The sequence below is a fragment of the Mucilaginibacter sp. SMC90 genome (assembly GCF_022811725.1).
Classification (GTDB): Bacteria; Bacteroidota; Bacteroidia; order Sphingobacteriales; family Sphingobacteriaceae; genus Mucilaginibacter.
Genome location: NZ_CP094527.1, coordinates 4,504,393 through 4,520,316, shown reverse-complemented (window position 1 = coordinate 4,520,316; position 15,924 = coordinate 4,504,393). Strand labels below are relative to the sequence as shown.

Genomic DNA, 15,924 nt, shown 5'->3' with positions numbered 1-15,924 from the left:
GCTGTGCGGATAACCAATGATGTAGTTGTGTCATCTTAATTATAAAGGTTAAAAGGCACTTTGCCGGAGTAATAACGAAAATTTGTTTTTACTCCGGCTTTTTTATCCAACAACTTATAGTTTACGATTTAAAGGAGTTTTTAATCTACCTTAAAGTAACCTTTAAAACGCGATGATTGGATGTTAAATAAACCGTTTTTTCATCGTTGGAGAAACTGCAGTTAGATACCACATCATTAAATATCATTTTCCCGAGCAATTTACCCGTTCTGTTAAATATCCATAAGCCTCCGGGCCCTGAGGCAAATACATTACCTTTTTTATCAATTTTCATTCCGTCGGGCATACCTGCGGCTTTTTGGGTGGCTGCGTTTGCACTGTAAAATATCCGGCCGTTTGTAAATAAGCCATTTTTATCCAAATCATAAGCGTACCAGTAGGCTTTTCCCTGGTCTGAATTGGCGATCAATATAGTTTTGCCCCCGGGAAAAAAGGCGATCCCATTTGGTCTTGTAAGTGTATCTGTAAGCAGGGTGATTTTGCCTTTTGCCGAAATTTTATAAACGCCCTGGTATTTGGCTTCTTTTAGCGGATCGTCTACGTTTTTCTCAAGGCCGTAAGGAGGGTCGGTAAAGTAGATATCGCCGTTGCTTAAAAAAGCGAGATCATTGGGGCTATCAAATTTTTTACCCCGGTAACCGGCTGCCAGTTTGATGAATTTGGCTTTAGGCTTGTTTAAAGGAGCGTCCATTACAGATACTACCCTGTCGCCGTCCTGGCATATAACCAATTGTCCTTTTATATTTAACCCCAAACCATTTGACCCCAATTCGCCCCCGCGCGGTATTTTGCCTGTATAACCAGAAGGAGACAGGTAAATTTCCTTGCCTTTTTCTTTGGTCCACTTATAAATGACGTTCTTTTTAACATCCGAGAAAAGGAACATTTTATGTTGCTCAACCCATAGGGGGCCTTCTGACCAAATAAAACCATCGGCTAAAATCTCGGCTTTTGCTGTTTTGCTTACTAAAGAGCTAAACTGCGGATCCAACTGCTCGGTTGTCATCAGGGGTTTTGCAGTTTGGGCATAACACGCAGTAAATCCGCTTATTAAAATACCCAGTGTAGCCGGCAAAAATCTATTCCATTTTATCATTAGTGCATTTTGGTTTAAAGTGTTATCTAAGTTAATGTAAAATCACCGATAGATTGCCTGGAACAAGTTGATTCCAGTTGGTTTATTTCAAAATTGTAAAAAAAATATATCGATATTGCCCTTACGCAATCTTTGCAAAAGTGCTGCCTGTTTTAAACTGATTTACCCAAATAAACATCATTTATAGTGAAAATAAAAAGCTTTGAATTATTTACTGTGCCACCGCGGTGGTTATTTCTTAAAATAGAAACCGACGAAGGTATAACCGGGTGGGGCGAACCTGTTATTGAGGGTAAAGCAGCGACGGTTAAAACCGCCGTTGAAGAACTGATGAGCTATATTATTGGTAAAAACCCAATGAATATAGAAGATCATTGGAATGTAATGTACAGGGGCGGTTTTTATAGGGGAGGCCCGATTTTGATGAGCGCTATTGCCGGTATTGACCAGGCCCTTTGGGATATTAAAGGAAAATATTACAACGCTCCTGTACACCAATTGCTTGGCGGAAAGGCAAGGGATAAAATGAAAGTTTACTCCTGGATAGGCGGCGACAGGCCTGCCGACGTGGGAAACGCGGCAAAAGAAATGGTTAAAGCCGGGTTTGGTGCTGTGAAAATGAACGCCACCGAAGAGTTGCAATATGTGGATTCATATGAAAAAATTGATCAGGCCATTAGCCGGATAGCTGCTGTACGTGAGGCTGTTGGGAACTATGTGGGTATAGGCATTGATTTTCATGGCCGCGTGCACAAACCCATGGCTAAAATCCTGGCTAAAGAATTGGAAGCATTTCGCCCAATGTTTATTGAAGAACCGGCCCTGCCCGAAAATAATGAAGTAATGCGTGAAATTGCATTGCATACTGCAATTCCGATAGCTTGCGGTGAACGTATGTTTTCTAAATGGCAATTTAAAACCCTTTTAAAAGATGGCTATGTAGATATTATTCAGCCCGATTTATCGCATGCCGGCGGGATAACTGAATGCAAAAAGATCATATCAATGGCCGAGGCATTTGATGTGACCGCAGCACCGCATTGCCCGCTTGGCCCTATTGCACTGGCGGCTTGTTTACAGGTAGACGCCACCTGCCATAATGCATTTATACAGGAACAAAGCCTGGGTATACATTACAATAAAGGAAGCGATATCCTGGATTATATAACAAATAAGGATGTGTTTAAGTATGAAAACGGGTTTGTTGACATACCGGAAGGCGCTGGTTTGGGTATTGAAATTAATGAAGAGCATGTGCGCAAAATGGCGGCTATAGGGCACAACTGGACTAATCCGTTATGGAGGCATGAGGATGGGAGTGTGGCAGAATGGTAATGACAAATGATAGCAATAAAAGCAACAAAGCCAGGTTCCGGGTTTTGGCTTTTTTGTTTATAAATGTCATTATCAACTATATGGACCGTAGCAATATTTCGGTAGCAGCAACAGCAATTAGTACAGACCTGAAATTAAGTACGGTAGAGATAGGGCTGATCTTTTCGGCATTTGGCTGGACATACGTTGCCTTCCAAATTCCAGGCGGCATTATTATTGATCGTTTTAGTCCGCGTGTATTATACGCTATAAGTTTATGCAGTTGGTCGGTTGTAACCTTGTTGCAAGGTGTTGTGCGCGGGTTTTACTTTTTATTGGGTTTGCGGATGGCCACAGGCATGTTTGAGGCACCTTCATATCCCATAAATAACCGGGTTGTAACTCAATGGTTTCCTGAAAACGAAAGGGCATCGGCTATAGCTGTCTATACCTCGGGGCAATTTATCGGGCTCGCTTTTTTAACACCTCTTTTAGCTGTAATCCAAAATTACTGGGGATGGCGTGGTTTATTTATCAGCACAGGCTTAGTTGGCATAGCCTGGAGCGTGGTTTGGTATTGCTTTTATCGTAATCCAGTAACAGATGATGCATTGCGCGGTGCAGAAAGTAAAGCAACTAACATTCCTTCAAAAAAAATCACAGCGGCAGAATTTAAGCAGGTATTAACCAATCGTAAATTATGGGGTATTTATTTGGGGCAGTTTGCAGTTACATCAACCTTATGGTTTTTTTTAACCTGGTTTCCAACTTACCTGGTTAAGTATCGTGGGTTTGATTTTTTAAAATCAGGTTTTTTATCTTCAATACCATTCTTAGCAGCGTTTGCCGGGGTGCTGTTATCGGGTTTAATTTCTGATGGTTTAATTAAAAAAGGCATCTCGCTCAATAAGGCCCGTAAAACACCGGTAATAGTTGGGCTATTATTGTCAACCTTTATCATAGGTGCCAACTTTGTTAACAATACCTCATTTGTGATTTTATTTATGGCAATTGCTTTTTTTGGAAATGGGTTAGCATCAATTGCCTGGGTGTTTGTGTCTTTACTTTCGCCTAAGAACCTGATTGGCCTTACCGGCGGTGTGTTTAATTTTATGGGGGGCTTATCGTCAATCATAGTTCCGCTTGTTATAGGTTATTTGGCTAAAAACGGAAGTTTTACATCATCAATCCTTTTTATCGGAATATTGGCTTTTGCCGGAGTTTTATCATATGTTTTTTTAGTGGGAGATGTCGGCAGCCCCGATCATGAAAAAAATAAATTACAACATAATGAAGGAGTTTCTTAGCTGCGATTGGGGCACTTCCAGCTTCAGGCTGCGCTTGGTTAATGTAAGCGGGTTTCAAATATTGGCCGAAGAAACAGACAGTAATGGCATTGCTGTTACTTTTGCTTTGTGGAAGCAAAGTGATAGGCCAGAAGATGAACGTATTCCATTTTATCTGGACATTATAAATAAATACATCGTAAAGATAGAAAGTAAAACAGGCAGGTCCTTAAGCGGTATGCAGGTTATTATTTCGGGAATGGCATCCTCAACAATGGGCTTTGTTGATATTCCTTACAGCGAACTGCCTGTTGGCATAAACGGCACAAATATCGGTACTCATTCTATTCCCGCAAACAGGCATTTCGAACACGATGTGATGGTTATTTCTGGCATGCGGTCTGATGATGATGTTGTCAGGGGCGAAGAAACTCAGCTGATTGGCTGCATCGATTGGTTAAATGGACAAGTTGATGATGAATTATTTATTTTTCCAGGTACGCATTCCAAACATATTTCTGTTTCTAATAACCAGATAACAGGCATCAAAACCTACATGACCGGCGAATTTTTTGAATTGCTGTCGCAAAAAAGTGTATTGAGGTTAAGTGTCGAAAATAATTACGCTGAAGATAATACGCAAACATCAAATAGCTTTAAGTTGGGTGTAAATGATGCAATTGCTGCCAATTTATTAAATGTTGCGTTTAAAGTAAGAACAAACAACCTGCTTAATAAACTATCAAAGGAAGAAAACTACAATTACCTGAGCGGTTTGTTAATAGGAACCGAACTAAAGGAGTTGAAAACCTCTTTGGTGAAAAAAATTACCCTCGTTGGCGGTTCACATTTAGGTGAATATTATAAGTGCGCGCTAAAAGAGCTGGGGCTGTTATCAAGAATGCGCGAAATTAATGTAACCTGGACTGATGAAGCGGTTATACGCGGGCAGTATAAAATTTATAAAACAGTAATACAATGAACAACAAATTTTCATGGGAGCTTTTTAACCGGATGCCCATCATCGGGATTATGAGGAATATTAGGCCGGAATATACAGAAAACATCGCCCATGTTTACCATCAGTCGGGGTTAACCTGCCTTGAAGTTACTATGAATTCTGCCGGTGCCGAGGATACCATTTCTTCGTTAGTTAATACACATGGCGATAAATTAAATATTGGAGCCGGAACGGTTTGCACCATTAACGACCTGGAGAAGGCATTAAATGCCGGTGCTCAATTTATTGTTACTCCAATTGTAAATGAAGATGTTATCAGTGCTTGTGCAACTCAAAAAATACCTGTTTTTCCGGGTGCCTACACGCCAACAGAAGTATATAAGGCGTGGAGCCTGGGTGCAACAATGGTAAAGGTTTTCCCAGCAACTACATTGGGCCCGGGATATATCCGGGAAGTGCTGGGGCCACTAAATCATATTGGTCTGGTTCCAACTGGAGGCATAAATCTTGAAAATTTTACCAGCTATCTGGCTGCAGGGGCAAAGGCTGTTGGAATAGGCAGCCACCTCTTTCCTAAAAATATCCTGGAAACCGAAGATTGGGATAAACTACAGGAGGTTTATACTTTATATACCGAAAAATATAACTCATTTATGAGTACTAAAGTGGTATAGCAGCATAACGGATTCGATGCTCCATCTTAAAATACAGAGCTCCGATAATCTTAAATATCGGGGCTCTATATTCAGTTGTTATGAAATGAAGCGTGATAGCTATTTTACCCGCTTTTGACAGCCGGTTTTCGATGGCTCTTTGCAGCTCGGCAATTCAGGGCATATTCCGCTAAAATCTCTTTAGCTTTTATAAAAGTTTAGCAATTTTTTTTACCCCCTCTTCCAATTGGTTTATACTTAACGAAGCGTAGCCCAAACGCAAACCGTTTACGGGTTCTCCATAACTGAAGCTTTCAGGCAGCATGATTTGTACTCCTTTTTCCAAAAGCCTTTTATGTAAATTGATCATATCGGTTTGCTTTTTGGGTACCAGCCAAAAGGCCAGGCCGCCTTCGGGTTTTCGGAAATCGACTTTTTCGCCTAAATGTTCTTTGATGATCTTCTCAAAAATATCGCGTTTATTCTTGTACAGAAGTGTTGCGCGGCGCAAATGCCGTTTAATGTGCCCTTCATTGATCAACTGCAAAACGGCTTGCTCCATCATATTGTCTCCCTGGGTGTCAATTATCCTGCGTAATTGCCCCACCTTGCCGATCAGTTCTTTTGATGATGCCAAATAACCTATGCGCAATGCAGGTGCCACGATCTTGCTCATCGATCCGATATATACGAAGTGCTCAATATTTTCAATACTGCTAACAGGCAATATCGGGCGTTGCCCGAAGTGAAATTCATGATCATAGTCATCTTCAATGATAGTAAACCCGTAATGATTGGATAGTTCGATGAGTTCCAGACGGCGGTTCAGGCTTAGCGTAACCGTGGTAGGAAATTGATGATGCGGGGTGATGTAAATGGCTTTAACAGGTTTTCCTGTTTGCAGATGGGCTTTAAGCTCATCTACAATAATACCATTAACATCAACATTAATTGGCAACAGCGTGGCGCCGGCATGCTCAAATGCAAGCCAGGCGGGTTTATAGCCGGGGTTCTCAACGGCCACTACATCGCCTTGCTTTAGGATGCAATGTGCTGTCAGGTACATTGCCATTTGGCTGCCACGGGTCACTAATATCTCTTCCGGGGTGAGCCGCATACCGCGTTTATAATTAAGCATTAACGTGATGGCATTCCGAAAATCAAAGTCACCTGCACTATCGGTATAGCCCATCATTTGCCACCTGCCTTTACGGTTGAAGATCTGGCGGTAAGCGCCTGCCAGTTCGGGAATGGGTGCGATACGGCTATCGGGCACGCCATCATTAAAGATGATCTCGGGTATTTTTGTAACTGTTTGTATCGCCGATGCGGGATTTTCCGGTTTAGTCTCCTTAAATGCCGGTAGTTTTTTTGCCACAAACGTGCCCTTTCGTTCTTCAGATATTAACCAGCCTTCTGCCAGCAACACATTTAATGCATCGATCACCGTATTTCGGTTCAGTTTTAATTGAATTGCAAGCTGACGACTGCCGGGCAAGGGCGCGCCGCTTTGCAATTTCCCGGTTTTAATTGCACTGATAATCGAATCTGCTATCTGAATATATACCGCTCTTTCGCAGTTCACATTGATGTTGATCTGAAGATCCCAGGGTCTTAACATGTCTGGACTACCATATATTATAAAATCTGTATCATTAACACAGTCCAAATGTACAGCATTTTTGTAGTGCAATAATGCAACAACACTTAATTTTTTTAAGATGTCAAACACAAAATTCAATGCCACCGAGACTGAATTCAGAACGGCAGTTCATGACGAACAAAAACAATTTAGTTCAAAAGATTTTCATAAAACTTTCGCAAGGCCGTTGTTTGTAAAACCTCCTTATTTGGTTCACCGCAATGTGGAGAATGCCGGTGAGCACAACCAGTTCTCTACAGAACGCAAACACCCCGTGTTTTTCGTTGACCTGCCGAGTAAAAACGTGAGTATGACTATTGGCGGTTTGCTGCCGGGGCAGCTTACTAACAGACACCGTCATACTTACGAGACTGTACTTTACGTGCTGGAGGGAAAAGGTTACACCGAAATTGAAGATGAAAAGGTAGAATGGCAAAAAGGGGATGCAGTATACATTCCTTCGTGGGCCTGGCACAGGCACCAGAACCTGAGTGATACCGAGCCGGCCAGATACATTGCTTGCGAAAATGCACCACAACTGCAAAATCTCGGTGTCGCGCTGCGCGAAGAAGAAGGCCGGGACCTTTAATCAATTTACTCACGCGCCCTTTTTTTAAGTGGCAAAAAATATATAGCACATGAAAAATGTTCCATTTAAAGGGATTATTGCTTATCCCATTACTCCATTTGATCAAAATGAACGAGTTGATATCCAGTTGTTTAAAACACTGGTAGAACGCCTGGTTATCTCAGGCTCACATGGTATTGCACCCCTGGGCAGTACAGGTGTGCTTCCCTATCTTACTGACGCAGAAAAAGAGGCGATCACTGAAGCGACCATCCAGCAAGTAAATGGCCGTGTACCTACATTGGTTGGTGTATCAAACCTAACTACTGAAAGAACGGTGTATCACGCGCAATTTGCCGAAAAGGCGGGCGCAACAGCGGTAATGATCATACCAATGAGTTATTGGAAACTAACTGATGACGAGATAGTGAAACACTATGATGCGGTAGCATCAAAGATCAATGTACCTATCATGGCATACAACAACCCGGCAACAGGAGGCGTAGACATGTCTCCGGCTTTATTGAAACGTTTATTAGAGATCCCCAACGTAACTATGATCAAAGAAAGCACCGGCGATGTACAGCGTATGCATTACCTGAAACGTGAGTTGGGCGAAGATGTAGCATTTTACAACGGTTCAAACCCTTTGGCATTGGCGGCATTTGCTGCCGGTGCAACAGGATGGTGCACAGCCGCACCTAACCTTATACCCGAACTCAATTTGGGTTTATATGAAAAAATTAAATTGAATGATCTGACCGGAGCGCAGCAAATATTTCTGGAGCAGATAGACCTGCTGAAATTTATTGTTGCGAAAGGCCTGCCGAGAGCGATTAAAGCCGGACTGGAATTGCTTGGCGGAAAAGGAGGGGAGCTAAGAAGTCCGCTTCGGGCGCTTAGTCTTACGGAAACGGAAGAACTGGGCAAGATTCTTCAGGGCACAAAGGTTACGGCGTAATAGCTATTGAAGAGGTCAATAATTTCAGTGGCCCCAATTATGATTATAACAAAGAGGCTGTATCATTTGATTTTGATACAGCCTTTGTGGATAGATAGTTTATCCTTTAACGTCTGCTAACGAAGCACCGAAGTTAATGTGTAATACGTTGCCGTTAGGTGTTACAAGGGCAGGCACCGACTTAATGCCGGCTTGTTCTGCTTCGGCGATACGGCCTCTGTCTTCACCAATGTTTACTACTTCTACATTTGATTCGCCGATAAGGCTGATGATGTCTTGTTCTGCACTTACACATACCGGGCATCCGGCATGATAGAAAATTGATTTTGTCATTTTTGAAAAGTTAATTTGATAAACTTATTGTCAGAACAAACATAGCCAGGAGTCTTAACGCCACCCTGATCCAGTTTTGTGTTTTACCAATCTAAACTGGTTGGGTATTGATTAGACCGACAAGCCATTGCAGGGCCGGCTTCGAAAACCTCATAGGTTAAATTTGTAGATAGAAACAGCGATGCAATAACTTCAAGACAATGCCTGGTTTTTAGTAATAGTTGACTCTTTCAGAAATGTCAGCCATTAAACTGGTTTTCTACCGGGTAGACAAAACATCAAATTATCCCTTAAATTTAGCGCGCATTAAAATCTACATCTATGCCATTGAATCATTTTTCTGTTATTCCAGCTGAAAGAAGGCCGGCCGTTGAAGCGGCATTATTAAGGGCCTTTAATTCTGCCAACGTTACCGATGTTTCGTTATTATCCGGTGGGTTATCTGGTTCTTCGGTTTACAAAATTGTTGTGAACAACCGTGCTTATACATTAAAGCTGAATCCGGAGAACACTGAAGCTAAATCCGCCGTCCCTCTTGAACTTGCGGCCGCTGCAGGCGTTGCCCCGAAACTGTATTATAATGACCGGCAACAAGGTGTTGCGATAAGTGATTTTATCGATAGCAAACCTGTACACAGCTTTTTTACACCTGATAAATTGGTGACAGAACTTGCAGCAACTATCAAAGGCATTCACGCCATACCATTTGATACTAAAGGCACTGATTTATTTGAAACTGTTGACGGCCTGATCCACCAGTTCAAAAAAAGTAATATGATATCCGGGCCGGTATTTGAAGAATGTTTTCTGAACTATGAAATGCTGAAGGATGTATATCCCCGAACAACTGCCGATAAGGTATTTAGCCATAACGATCTCAATCCAGGCAATATTTTGTGTGCTGATGAAAAGTTGTGGATCATTGACTGGGATGCTGCCGCGTTGAACGACAGATATATTGACCTTGCAAATGCCGCTAACTTTTTTGTGCATACCGAAGATCTGGAATCGGTTTTTCTATGCGCGTATTTTGGTCATGAAGCTGATGATTATCAGAAGGCCTGTTTTTACACAATGCGTCAAATCTGCCGTATCATTTATTCGATGCTTATGTTTCAGTTGGCTGTTAACTGTAAACCAACCGGTTACAAGCATAGCCAGGAAATGGACGGAGTTGATATGAAAGCTTTCGGTGCTTTAATGGGCTCCGGTAAAATATCATTGGCGGTATATGAGGGCCAGCTAATGTATGCAAAAGCGCTGCTTAATACCGCCGTTGCTCAAATGCGCACGCCCCGCTTTGCTGACTCGCTTGAAAAATTCCAACTGATGGATTAGGCCTTATCATTTGCAGTAAATGTACCGGTACACTTCTTGCCTAAAACAGCGAGGCGAGGTTGAAACCTCGACCTATCGAAGTGAATTGGGTGACTTTATGAATTGTAGTAAGCCTGCAGGCATCTTTGTTTTGCAGGCTTTTACGTTATTTAGAAAGCATTGCCGAATCTTTAAAATTTGATTTTAAAGACAGATGGGGATAGCTGAAACACTTTTATTAAGTATGCTTGTTTGTAACCAATAATGAACTTTTTTACCGGTGTCATTTATCTGTTGGTAACTGGAGCTTTCGGTACGCCTAAAGAAATCTCATTAATGAATTTAATGCAGGCGACTGGCGTATACAAATAGCTTCGTTTTAAAATTTAATTAAATTGCAGAAAAGTTATTTTAAATATTTAAACACAGGCCCGTTTGAAGAACGCTGGGGGATGTATGTTACAACGGTAGGGTATTCTAAGGTTGATCCCAATGATAATTACCCCAATCAGCAACACCCTCAAAGCCACGAGTTAACCTGGAACAGAGGGCGTATACTCAATGATTTTTATATCATCTTTATTTCAAAAGGTAAAGGTGTTTACGCTTCCGATCTTACAGAGCCGTCGGAAGTTTTAGCCGGGACATGCTTTTTTCTATACCCCGGCGTTTTGCATCGTTACAAACCCGATCCTAATATAGGATGGGAAGAATACTGGGTTGGGTTCAACGGCTGCTTTGTAGAAAAGCTGATGGATCAGGGGATTTTTGACAGGGAGAACCCGTTTGTTTTTTTAGGCCTTAATAAAGACATCCTGATTTTTTTCAGACAGTTGATTGAAACTGTACAAGCATCGTTACCTGGTTACCCGCAGCAAATTGCCGGTATAACTATGCAAATCCTGGGCCTGATCAGCAATGTAGTTCAGCATCATGAATATGTGAACGATCCTATTGGCAAGCTGATAGCAAAAGCCAAATTTATTATCCAGGAATCATTTGAAGATAACCTGGATATGGAGAAACTGGCAAAACAGCTGCCTATGGGCTACTCATCCTTTCGTAAATCTTTCAAACGCATAACGGGCGAATCTCCTAATCAATATCACCTTAATCTTCGTTTGGAAAGGGCCAAAAGCCTGCTTGCCACCACAATTTTAAATATCAATGAAGTTGCCGAGCAAACCGGGTTTGAGTCGGTGTTTTATTTTTCTAAACTGTTTAAAAAAAAGAATGGTGTATCTCCTAAGCATTACAGGGATAATGAGGAGGCTTTCATCGAAAATGATGGTAGCGATTGATGAGTAAATCCTTCATATAACAGTTTATTTCAAATTGGTTTACCATTGGCCTATCGCTGAAAGGTACTTTAGGCATGTAGGGTTCAGGGCCAAATTCGGTAGTTACCGGCAATATGTCAAAACCTTTTTGAGCATTTTCCGAAACGATTTGATCCCACCAGCTTAAGAACTTGTTAAGCGCATATGCCCACTCCGGTGCACGAGGGTCTGCCACCTGCGGTCCCTGTTCAAAACCCACTCGTGCGTGGATATAACTACTGCGGGTAATGGCCTCATTAAGTATGGCCGTAAAGTTTTCAAGCATGCTTTCGGTTACACATACCCAATGCGAAAAATCAGCGGTTATTCTGAAATCCGGCCGGGCAGCAAAAAACTCACTTGTCATTTGAGGCGAATAGCCTAATCGCCCCCGGTGTGTTTCATGAACAACCCTGATGCCTGTTTTTGCCGAGAATTCCTGGGCTGCATCTACCAGTTCAAGGTTTTGCGCAAATGAAAAATAGTCGCGCCCGGTATGCGAATTGATGAGCAGCGGCCCAGGCTCTGCACATTCCTGGAGGTTTTCGATAAATGACGCTTTAAATTCTTTGAAAGTGTTGCCCGCTGCCCGATGCTGATGGCTTACTATGTGCATTTCGTACTTTTGCAGATAATCAAACAATATCCGCTTATCATCCTGATTTTGTGGGATCCATGTATCTACGCCATCGTAACCGTTAGTCCTGATCTTATCAAGAAACTGGTGGATAGGAAGGTGTTCATGCCCCCATTGAGGACTAAGTATTTTGATCTTCATTGATTTGGAAATGACTACACACTTTTTTTAACCTGGAAATTCAGTGTACCATTACATGCTTTCTTCAAGGTGACGCGTCCATCACTATCTGCTTTTATATGCTGAATGGTATTATTTATCAATAGTTGGTAAACAGAACCGGCATCCAAACCAGTGATGGTAAAGTTGTAAGTATCCTTTGACAGCATTGTCCACGATATCGCATCATAATTCCATGAGTTAACATTAATTTTTACAGGTTTGGCCGATGCCGACTGTATTTGCAAGCTGGCAGTATCCTGGTTATTATGATAATAAGTTAGTTTGTGCCTGCCGCCGGATACGCCAAAGCTTTCTTTGCTGTTTACCGAAAAAGTATTGGTATGAATGGTATAATCGTTTACATTTAACTTAAGCTGATACACAATATCACGTAATGTATAAGAAAACTGCGTGCCGTTAAGCGCCTCGGTCATGTTGGGTTCAAGTCCCATTCTGTTCCACTTAGGGCGGATACCGTAAATGTCGCGGTATAGGCCTGTAATTGTTGTGCAGATCCCCGCTAAGATATCTTCGCCGAGGCCATGTTGGGTTACCCTGCTGTACCGCTGCGACGAAAGTCCGTCTTTTTGATATTGGGCCAGGATATTGCGGACGTATTTGAGGGCGATGTCTTTATTGTAGGCCGTGTATGCACGTACGCCAAGATAACCCCAGGTTGGAAATATATCGCCGTTTTCATATTTGGGAAAAGGCCAGTTTCCGTCTGATACTTCCTCTCTTTTGAACGAATCAAAACAAAGCGGCCAATGAAACAAATGCTCATTTGTTGTACGCTGTTCAATCTGACCGAGGATTTGTGCAATTCGCGTTTTGTCGTCACACAACCCGAAAGCTATAGCAGCAAAATTAACGGGCGTTACAAGGTTGTCGCCATGAACTGATCCATCATTATCGCGCCAGTAAACGTATTGCTTTTTATCTGCCGACCAAAAGCCGCCCTGCTCAACAGGTTTATTAAAAGCTGCCTTAAGGCGCTCCGCAACTGAATGATAATAGGCGGATTTTTCCGGATTGTTCAGCGTTTTTTCACAATCGGCCCAAAGCTTTAAGGCTTCGTACATTTGAGCATTTACAAATGCGTTTTCATAGCTTGCCCAAACAATATCGAGCCAATCGCTGGCTTTTTTCTCGGCAACATTATTATTTACCATCTCAAAAATGCCGTTATTGTTCGAGTCTCGTTTGATAAGCCACGCCAGGGCCCGTTCGCAGCTTTCCTGGTGCGATTTTAGCCATTTTATATCTCCGTTAAGGTCAAATTGTTCGCTGGCATTAATTACATAGCCTGTTTGTGAATCAACTGTGTAACCCCACATAGCTTCGTAATACCCTGTTTGGGTATTGTAAGTGCCAGGTATTTCATCTCCCGGTACATTGTGCCAGCGCGATAAAACCCGCCCATCAGGCAGCATGGCCTGGTCGCGTTCCTGATCAAGCGTTGCCGAAAAATTTCGGGTATAGTTTTTATCATTCAATGCCATTCCTATTTGGGCAAAAAACGGCTCATGCATACATTTCCAGTTGGTTAGCCATCCATTACCGCCAACAATGTTATTATCCACTACGCCATACCTCCCTGTAGTATTAAGCAGTTCCCTTACAGATAGGGCATCGATACCATTGAGCGTTCCCCTGGAGTACTTTGCAAAATAGTCCACATATTGCAGCTCATACTGTACTGATACTTTGCCTTTTTTAATTTCAACCGGGGCAAACACATCTGCTTTTTTTGATACGAAGCGGCTTAGATTATAACGTTGCCCCAATGTGCTATCACTTATTATTTGTGCGCAGGTAAATTCGTTTTTATTACTGTGCGAATATTTGGACGCAACGGAATTTCCGGCTTTCGACGTTGGCGTTATGCGTAAACCGTCTCCTGATTGGGCATTCCAGAACGTTACCCCGCCCGTGTGTACGCCATAAGTGTCGTTTATTTGCTTGAGATATTTACACCACACCATACCGCCATTATCCAAAATGCCGCCTTTCCATACAGATAGATCGGCAAAATTCCATTTCGGGAATGCCATATCTTCTAAAACGGCAGAATTGCTGTAATCGCGGGTAATACTCCAAAGTATTTTGCCATTCTTTAACTCAAAATCCCAGGTTTCTGCAATTTTAACAACATCATCGCCATAAGTGATGCCTTTGATAATGAAGTGGCCTGCGCCTTCAGTAACCGTTAAAACAGCTTTGCTGCGTACTGATAAATACTCGCCGTTTTTAGTTTGAATGCCGGTTTGAATACCATTGGCAGATAGGGTATTATGGCCATTTATGTCTAATCGCTTAATCATGCATCCTGCCGAGTAATCTATCGTAATAGATAGTTTCTTGTCGGGCACGGTAATAGTGATGGTTTTAGCAGCAAGATTATGCGTTAAGCCGGTGCCGGTATTTGCAAACGAAACGATCGGCAACAGGAACAAAATCAAAACGATAGAAATTAATCGGGACATATGGTTGAATGGTTTTGGTAAATAAAACTTGGTATTTTATTTTTGTATTTCGCTGTAAATAAGTGGGTTGATTGTGTTATTATTCAGCAAATCGCCAATTTTAAGCTGGCCCGCCACCTCATCTGACAAGATGTTTTGGGTGCCGTTAAAAACATTCCCGTCGGGCATGTAAGCGCAGGTCATTGCACGTCTAAACCCAGGTGTCATATTAGCATGAGCTCCATGAATGGTTAGTCCGTTGTGAAAAGAGCAGCTACCCGCTTTCATTGGTGCCGCAACAGATTTGCTTGCTTTAAATTCGGGGTAGGTAGTAAATATAGCACCCATATTTTTGCCTATACCAGGGTTTTCAAAAGTTGTTTGGTGATAGGAGCCGGGGATAAAAAACAAGCAGCCGTTTTCGTAAGTAGCGTCATCAAGTGCAACCCAGATAGATAATGCCCGGCGATCACTGAACGACCAGTATGGGGTATCAAGATGCCAGGAGGTTGGGTTGGCCCATGGTTTCTTGATCAAAGCCTGGTCATGCCAGATTCTTATCCCGTCGCAGCCCGAAAGCTGAGCTGCCATTTTGCCCAAGCGCTCATCAAGCATAACCTGTTTAATTTTCTCATTATCCTGCCATAAGTTAATCAACTGGTCAAAAACGTTGTCATAATATGATTTATCGGCATCGTCGCCTTTGCCGTATACCTCCTTACGGTCGGGCATTTTATTTCCGTTTCTTTTAGCAACGGCTTCATCAAGGGCACCCCTCCAGAAATCCAGTTCCTCTGCCGATAAAAAATTCTCAATAACTAAAAAGCCGTCACGGCGGTATTGTGCAATGTCTTGCTGCGATAATTCATTTCTCATATGGATTTAGTGTCTTTTGGTTTACGATTTCAAAATTATCGCAAATTGAAATAGTCGGTTTAATACAGAATTTGGTTTTTTTTGTACTTTCTGGCAAATCTGATTTTTACCCCGGAAGGTCTTTTACTCCCAATTGTTATACAAAATAACAGTTGAGTGCCTGAAAAGCCGTTTTTTTCATGAAATCCCGGCATTATTTATCATTTAATGCCCGCATTAATACATGTTACCGTAGCAGAATTGCCAAAAAGTACAAACTAAAGTGCAAATTGGG

Annotated in this window: 14 protein-coding genes; 8 read left to right on the top strand and 6 right to left on the bottom strand. The window is 42.1% G+C overall.

The genetic code is table 11. The features are described from left to right. Window positions 1-145 precede the first annotated feature (145 nt). Window positions 146-1,156, bottom strand: coding sequence for an SMP-30/gluconolactonase/LRE family protein (locus MTO98_RS19170; RefSeq protein ID WP_243480496.1), 1,011 nt, complete (start codon window positions 1,154-1,156; stop codon window positions 146-148). A 186-nt stretch (window positions 1,157-1,342) separates the two neighbouring features. On the opposite strand from MTO98_RS19170, the gene dgoD reads away from it, so the two are divergent. From dgoD to MTO98_RS19150, 4 genes are all read left to right on the top strand, one after another. Then, window positions 1,343-2,491 (top strand): galactonate dehydratase, encoded by a 1,149-nt coding sequence (dgoD, locus tag MTO98_RS19165; RefSeq protein WP_243480495.1) that lies wholly within the window; start codon window positions 1,343-1,345, stop codon window positions 2,489-2,491. An 80-nt stretch (window positions 2,492-2,571) separates the two neighbouring features. Continuing rightward, on the top strand, window positions 2,572-3,777 hold the full coding sequence (locus tag MTO98_RS19160; RefSeq protein WP_243480494.1) for an MFS transporter: 1,206 nt from the start codon (window positions 2,572-2,574) through the stop codon (window positions 3,775-3,777). Next, complete coding sequence (locus MTO98_RS19155) at window positions 3,761-4,738, top strand: 2-dehydro-3-deoxygalactonokinase (protein WP_243480493.1); 978 nt, start codon at window positions 3,761-3,763, stop codon at window positions 4,736-4,738. Before MTO98_RS19160 ends, MTO98_RS19155 begins: the two co-directional genes overlap by 17 nt. After that, window positions 4,735-5,391, top strand: coding sequence for a bifunctional 4-hydroxy-2-oxoglutarate aldolase/2-dehydro-3-deoxy-phosphogluconate aldolase (locus MTO98_RS19150; protein ID WP_243480492.1), 657 nt, complete (start codon window positions 4,735-4,737; stop codon window positions 5,389-5,391). Before MTO98_RS19155 ends, MTO98_RS19150 begins: the two co-directional genes overlap by 4 nt. A gap of 187 nt (window positions 5,392-5,578) precedes the next feature. Here the strand turns inward: MTO98_RS19150 and MTO98_RS19145 are convergent, their stop codons facing one another. After that, a complete protein-coding gene (locus MTO98_RS19145; protein WP_243480491.1) occupies window positions 5,579-6,955 on the bottom strand; it encodes a PLP-dependent aminotransferase family protein in 1,377 nt (458 codons plus the stop codon). Between the two features lie 136 nt (window positions 6,956-7,091). On the opposite strand from MTO98_RS19145, the gene MTO98_RS19140 reads away from it, so the two are divergent. After that, the gene (locus MTO98_RS19140) at window positions 7,092-7,601 is read left to right on the top strand and encodes a cupin domain-containing protein (protein WP_243480490.1); all 510 of its coding nucleotides are present in this window, start codon (window positions 7,092-7,094) and stop codon (window positions 7,599-7,601) included. A gap of 49 nt (window positions 7,602-7,650) precedes the next feature. Then, window positions 7,651-8,541, top strand: coding sequence for a dihydrodipicolinate synthase family protein (locus MTO98_RS19135; protein WP_243480489.1), 891 nt, complete (start codon window positions 7,651-7,653; stop codon window positions 8,539-8,541). A 99-nt stretch (window positions 8,542-8,640) separates the two neighbouring features. Here the strand turns inward: MTO98_RS19135 and MTO98_RS19130 are convergent, their stop codons facing one another. Then, on the bottom strand, window positions 8,641-8,874 hold the full coding sequence (locus MTO98_RS19130) for a thioredoxin family protein (protein WP_243480488.1): 234 nt from the start codon (window positions 8,872-8,874) through the stop codon (window positions 8,641-8,643). Window positions 8,875-9,195: 321 nt separating this feature from the next. On the opposite strand from MTO98_RS19130, the gene MTO98_RS19125 reads away from it, so the two are divergent. Together MTO98_RS19125 and MTO98_RS19120 are read left to right on the top strand one after the other, a co-directional pair. Further along, window positions 9,196-10,212: a phosphotransferase gene (locus tag MTO98_RS19125; protein ID WP_243480487.1), complete on the top strand. Its 1,017-nt coding sequence runs from the start codon at window positions 9,196-9,198 to the stop codon at window positions 10,210-10,212. A 374-nt stretch (window positions 10,213-10,586) separates the two neighbouring features. Continuing rightward, complete coding sequence (locus MTO98_RS19120; protein WP_243480486.1) at window positions 10,587-11,492, top strand: AraC family transcriptional regulator; 906 nt, start codon at window positions 10,587-10,589, stop codon at window positions 11,490-11,492. On the opposite strand, the gene MTO98_RS19115 is transcribed toward MTO98_RS19120, so the two are convergent. From MTO98_RS19115 to MTO98_RS19105, 3 genes are read right to left on the bottom strand one after another with little or no spacing between them, the layout of a single operon-like run. Next, window positions 11,467-12,288 (bottom strand): sugar phosphate isomerase/epimerase, encoded by an 822-nt coding sequence (locus tag MTO98_RS19115; RefSeq protein WP_243480485.1) that lies wholly within the window; start codon window positions 12,286-12,288, stop codon window positions 11,467-11,469. The genes MTO98_RS19120 and MTO98_RS19115 overlap by 26 nt on opposite strands. Window positions 12,289-12,302: 14 nt before the next feature. Continuing rightward, window positions 12,303-14,795: a hypothetical protein gene (locus MTO98_RS19110; protein ID WP_243480484.1), complete on the bottom strand. Its 2,493-nt coding sequence runs from the start codon at window positions 14,793-14,795 to the stop codon at window positions 12,303-12,305. A gap of 36 nt (window positions 14,796-14,831) precedes the next feature. Further along, the gene (locus tag MTO98_RS19105) at window positions 14,832-15,650 is read right to left on the bottom strand and encodes a phytanoyl-CoA dioxygenase family protein (protein WP_243480483.1); all 819 of its coding nucleotides are present in this window, start codon (window positions 15,648-15,650) and stop codon (window positions 14,832-14,834) included. Between the last annotated feature and the right edge of the window lie 274 nt (window positions 15,651-15,924).

Excerpts from the sequence above, each read along its gene's own strand:
- MTO98_RS19135 (WP_243480489.1), top strand. The coding sequence starts at position 7,651 with ATGAAAAATGTTCCATTTAAAGGGATTATTGCTTATCCCATTACTCCA.
- MTO98_RS19170 (WP_243480496.1), bottom strand. The coding sequence starts at position 1,156 with ATGATAAAATGGAATAGATTTTTGCCGGCTACACTGGGTATTTTAATA.
- MTO98_RS19160 (WP_243480494.1), top strand. The coding sequence starts at position 2,572 with ATGGACCGTAGCAATATTTCGGTAGCAGCAACAGCAATTAGTACAGAC.
- MTO98_RS19110 (WP_243480484.1), bottom strand. The coding sequence starts at position 14,795 with ATGTCCCGATTAATTTCTATCGTTTTGATTTTGTTCCTGTTGCCGATC.
- MTO98_RS19105 (WP_243480483.1), bottom strand. The coding sequence starts at position 15,650 with ATGAGAAATGAATTATCGCAGCAAGACATTGCACAATACCGCCGTGAC.
- MTO98_RS19140 (WP_243480490.1), top strand. The coding sequence starts at position 7,092 with ATGTCAAACACAAAATTCAATGCCACCGAGACTGAATTCAGAACGGCA.
- MTO98_RS19115 (WP_243480485.1), bottom strand. The coding sequence starts at position 12,288 with ATGAAGATCAAAATACTTAGTCCTCAATGGGGGCATGAACACCTTCCT.
- MTO98_RS19150 (WP_243480492.1), top strand. The coding sequence starts at position 4,735 with ATGAACAACAAATTTTCATGGGAGCTTTTTAACCGGATGCCCATCATC.
- MTO98_RS19155 (WP_243480493.1), top strand. The coding sequence starts at position 3,761 with ATGAAGGAGTTTCTTAGCTGCGATTGGGGCACTTCCAGCTTCAGGCTG.
- MTO98_RS19125 (WP_243480487.1), top strand. The coding sequence starts at position 9,196 with ATGCCATTGAATCATTTTTCTGTTATTCCAGCTGAAAGAAGGCCGGCC.
- MTO98_RS19130 (WP_243480488.1), bottom strand. The coding sequence starts at position 8,874 with ATGACAAAATCAATTTTCTATCATGCCGGATGCCCGGTATGTGTAAGT.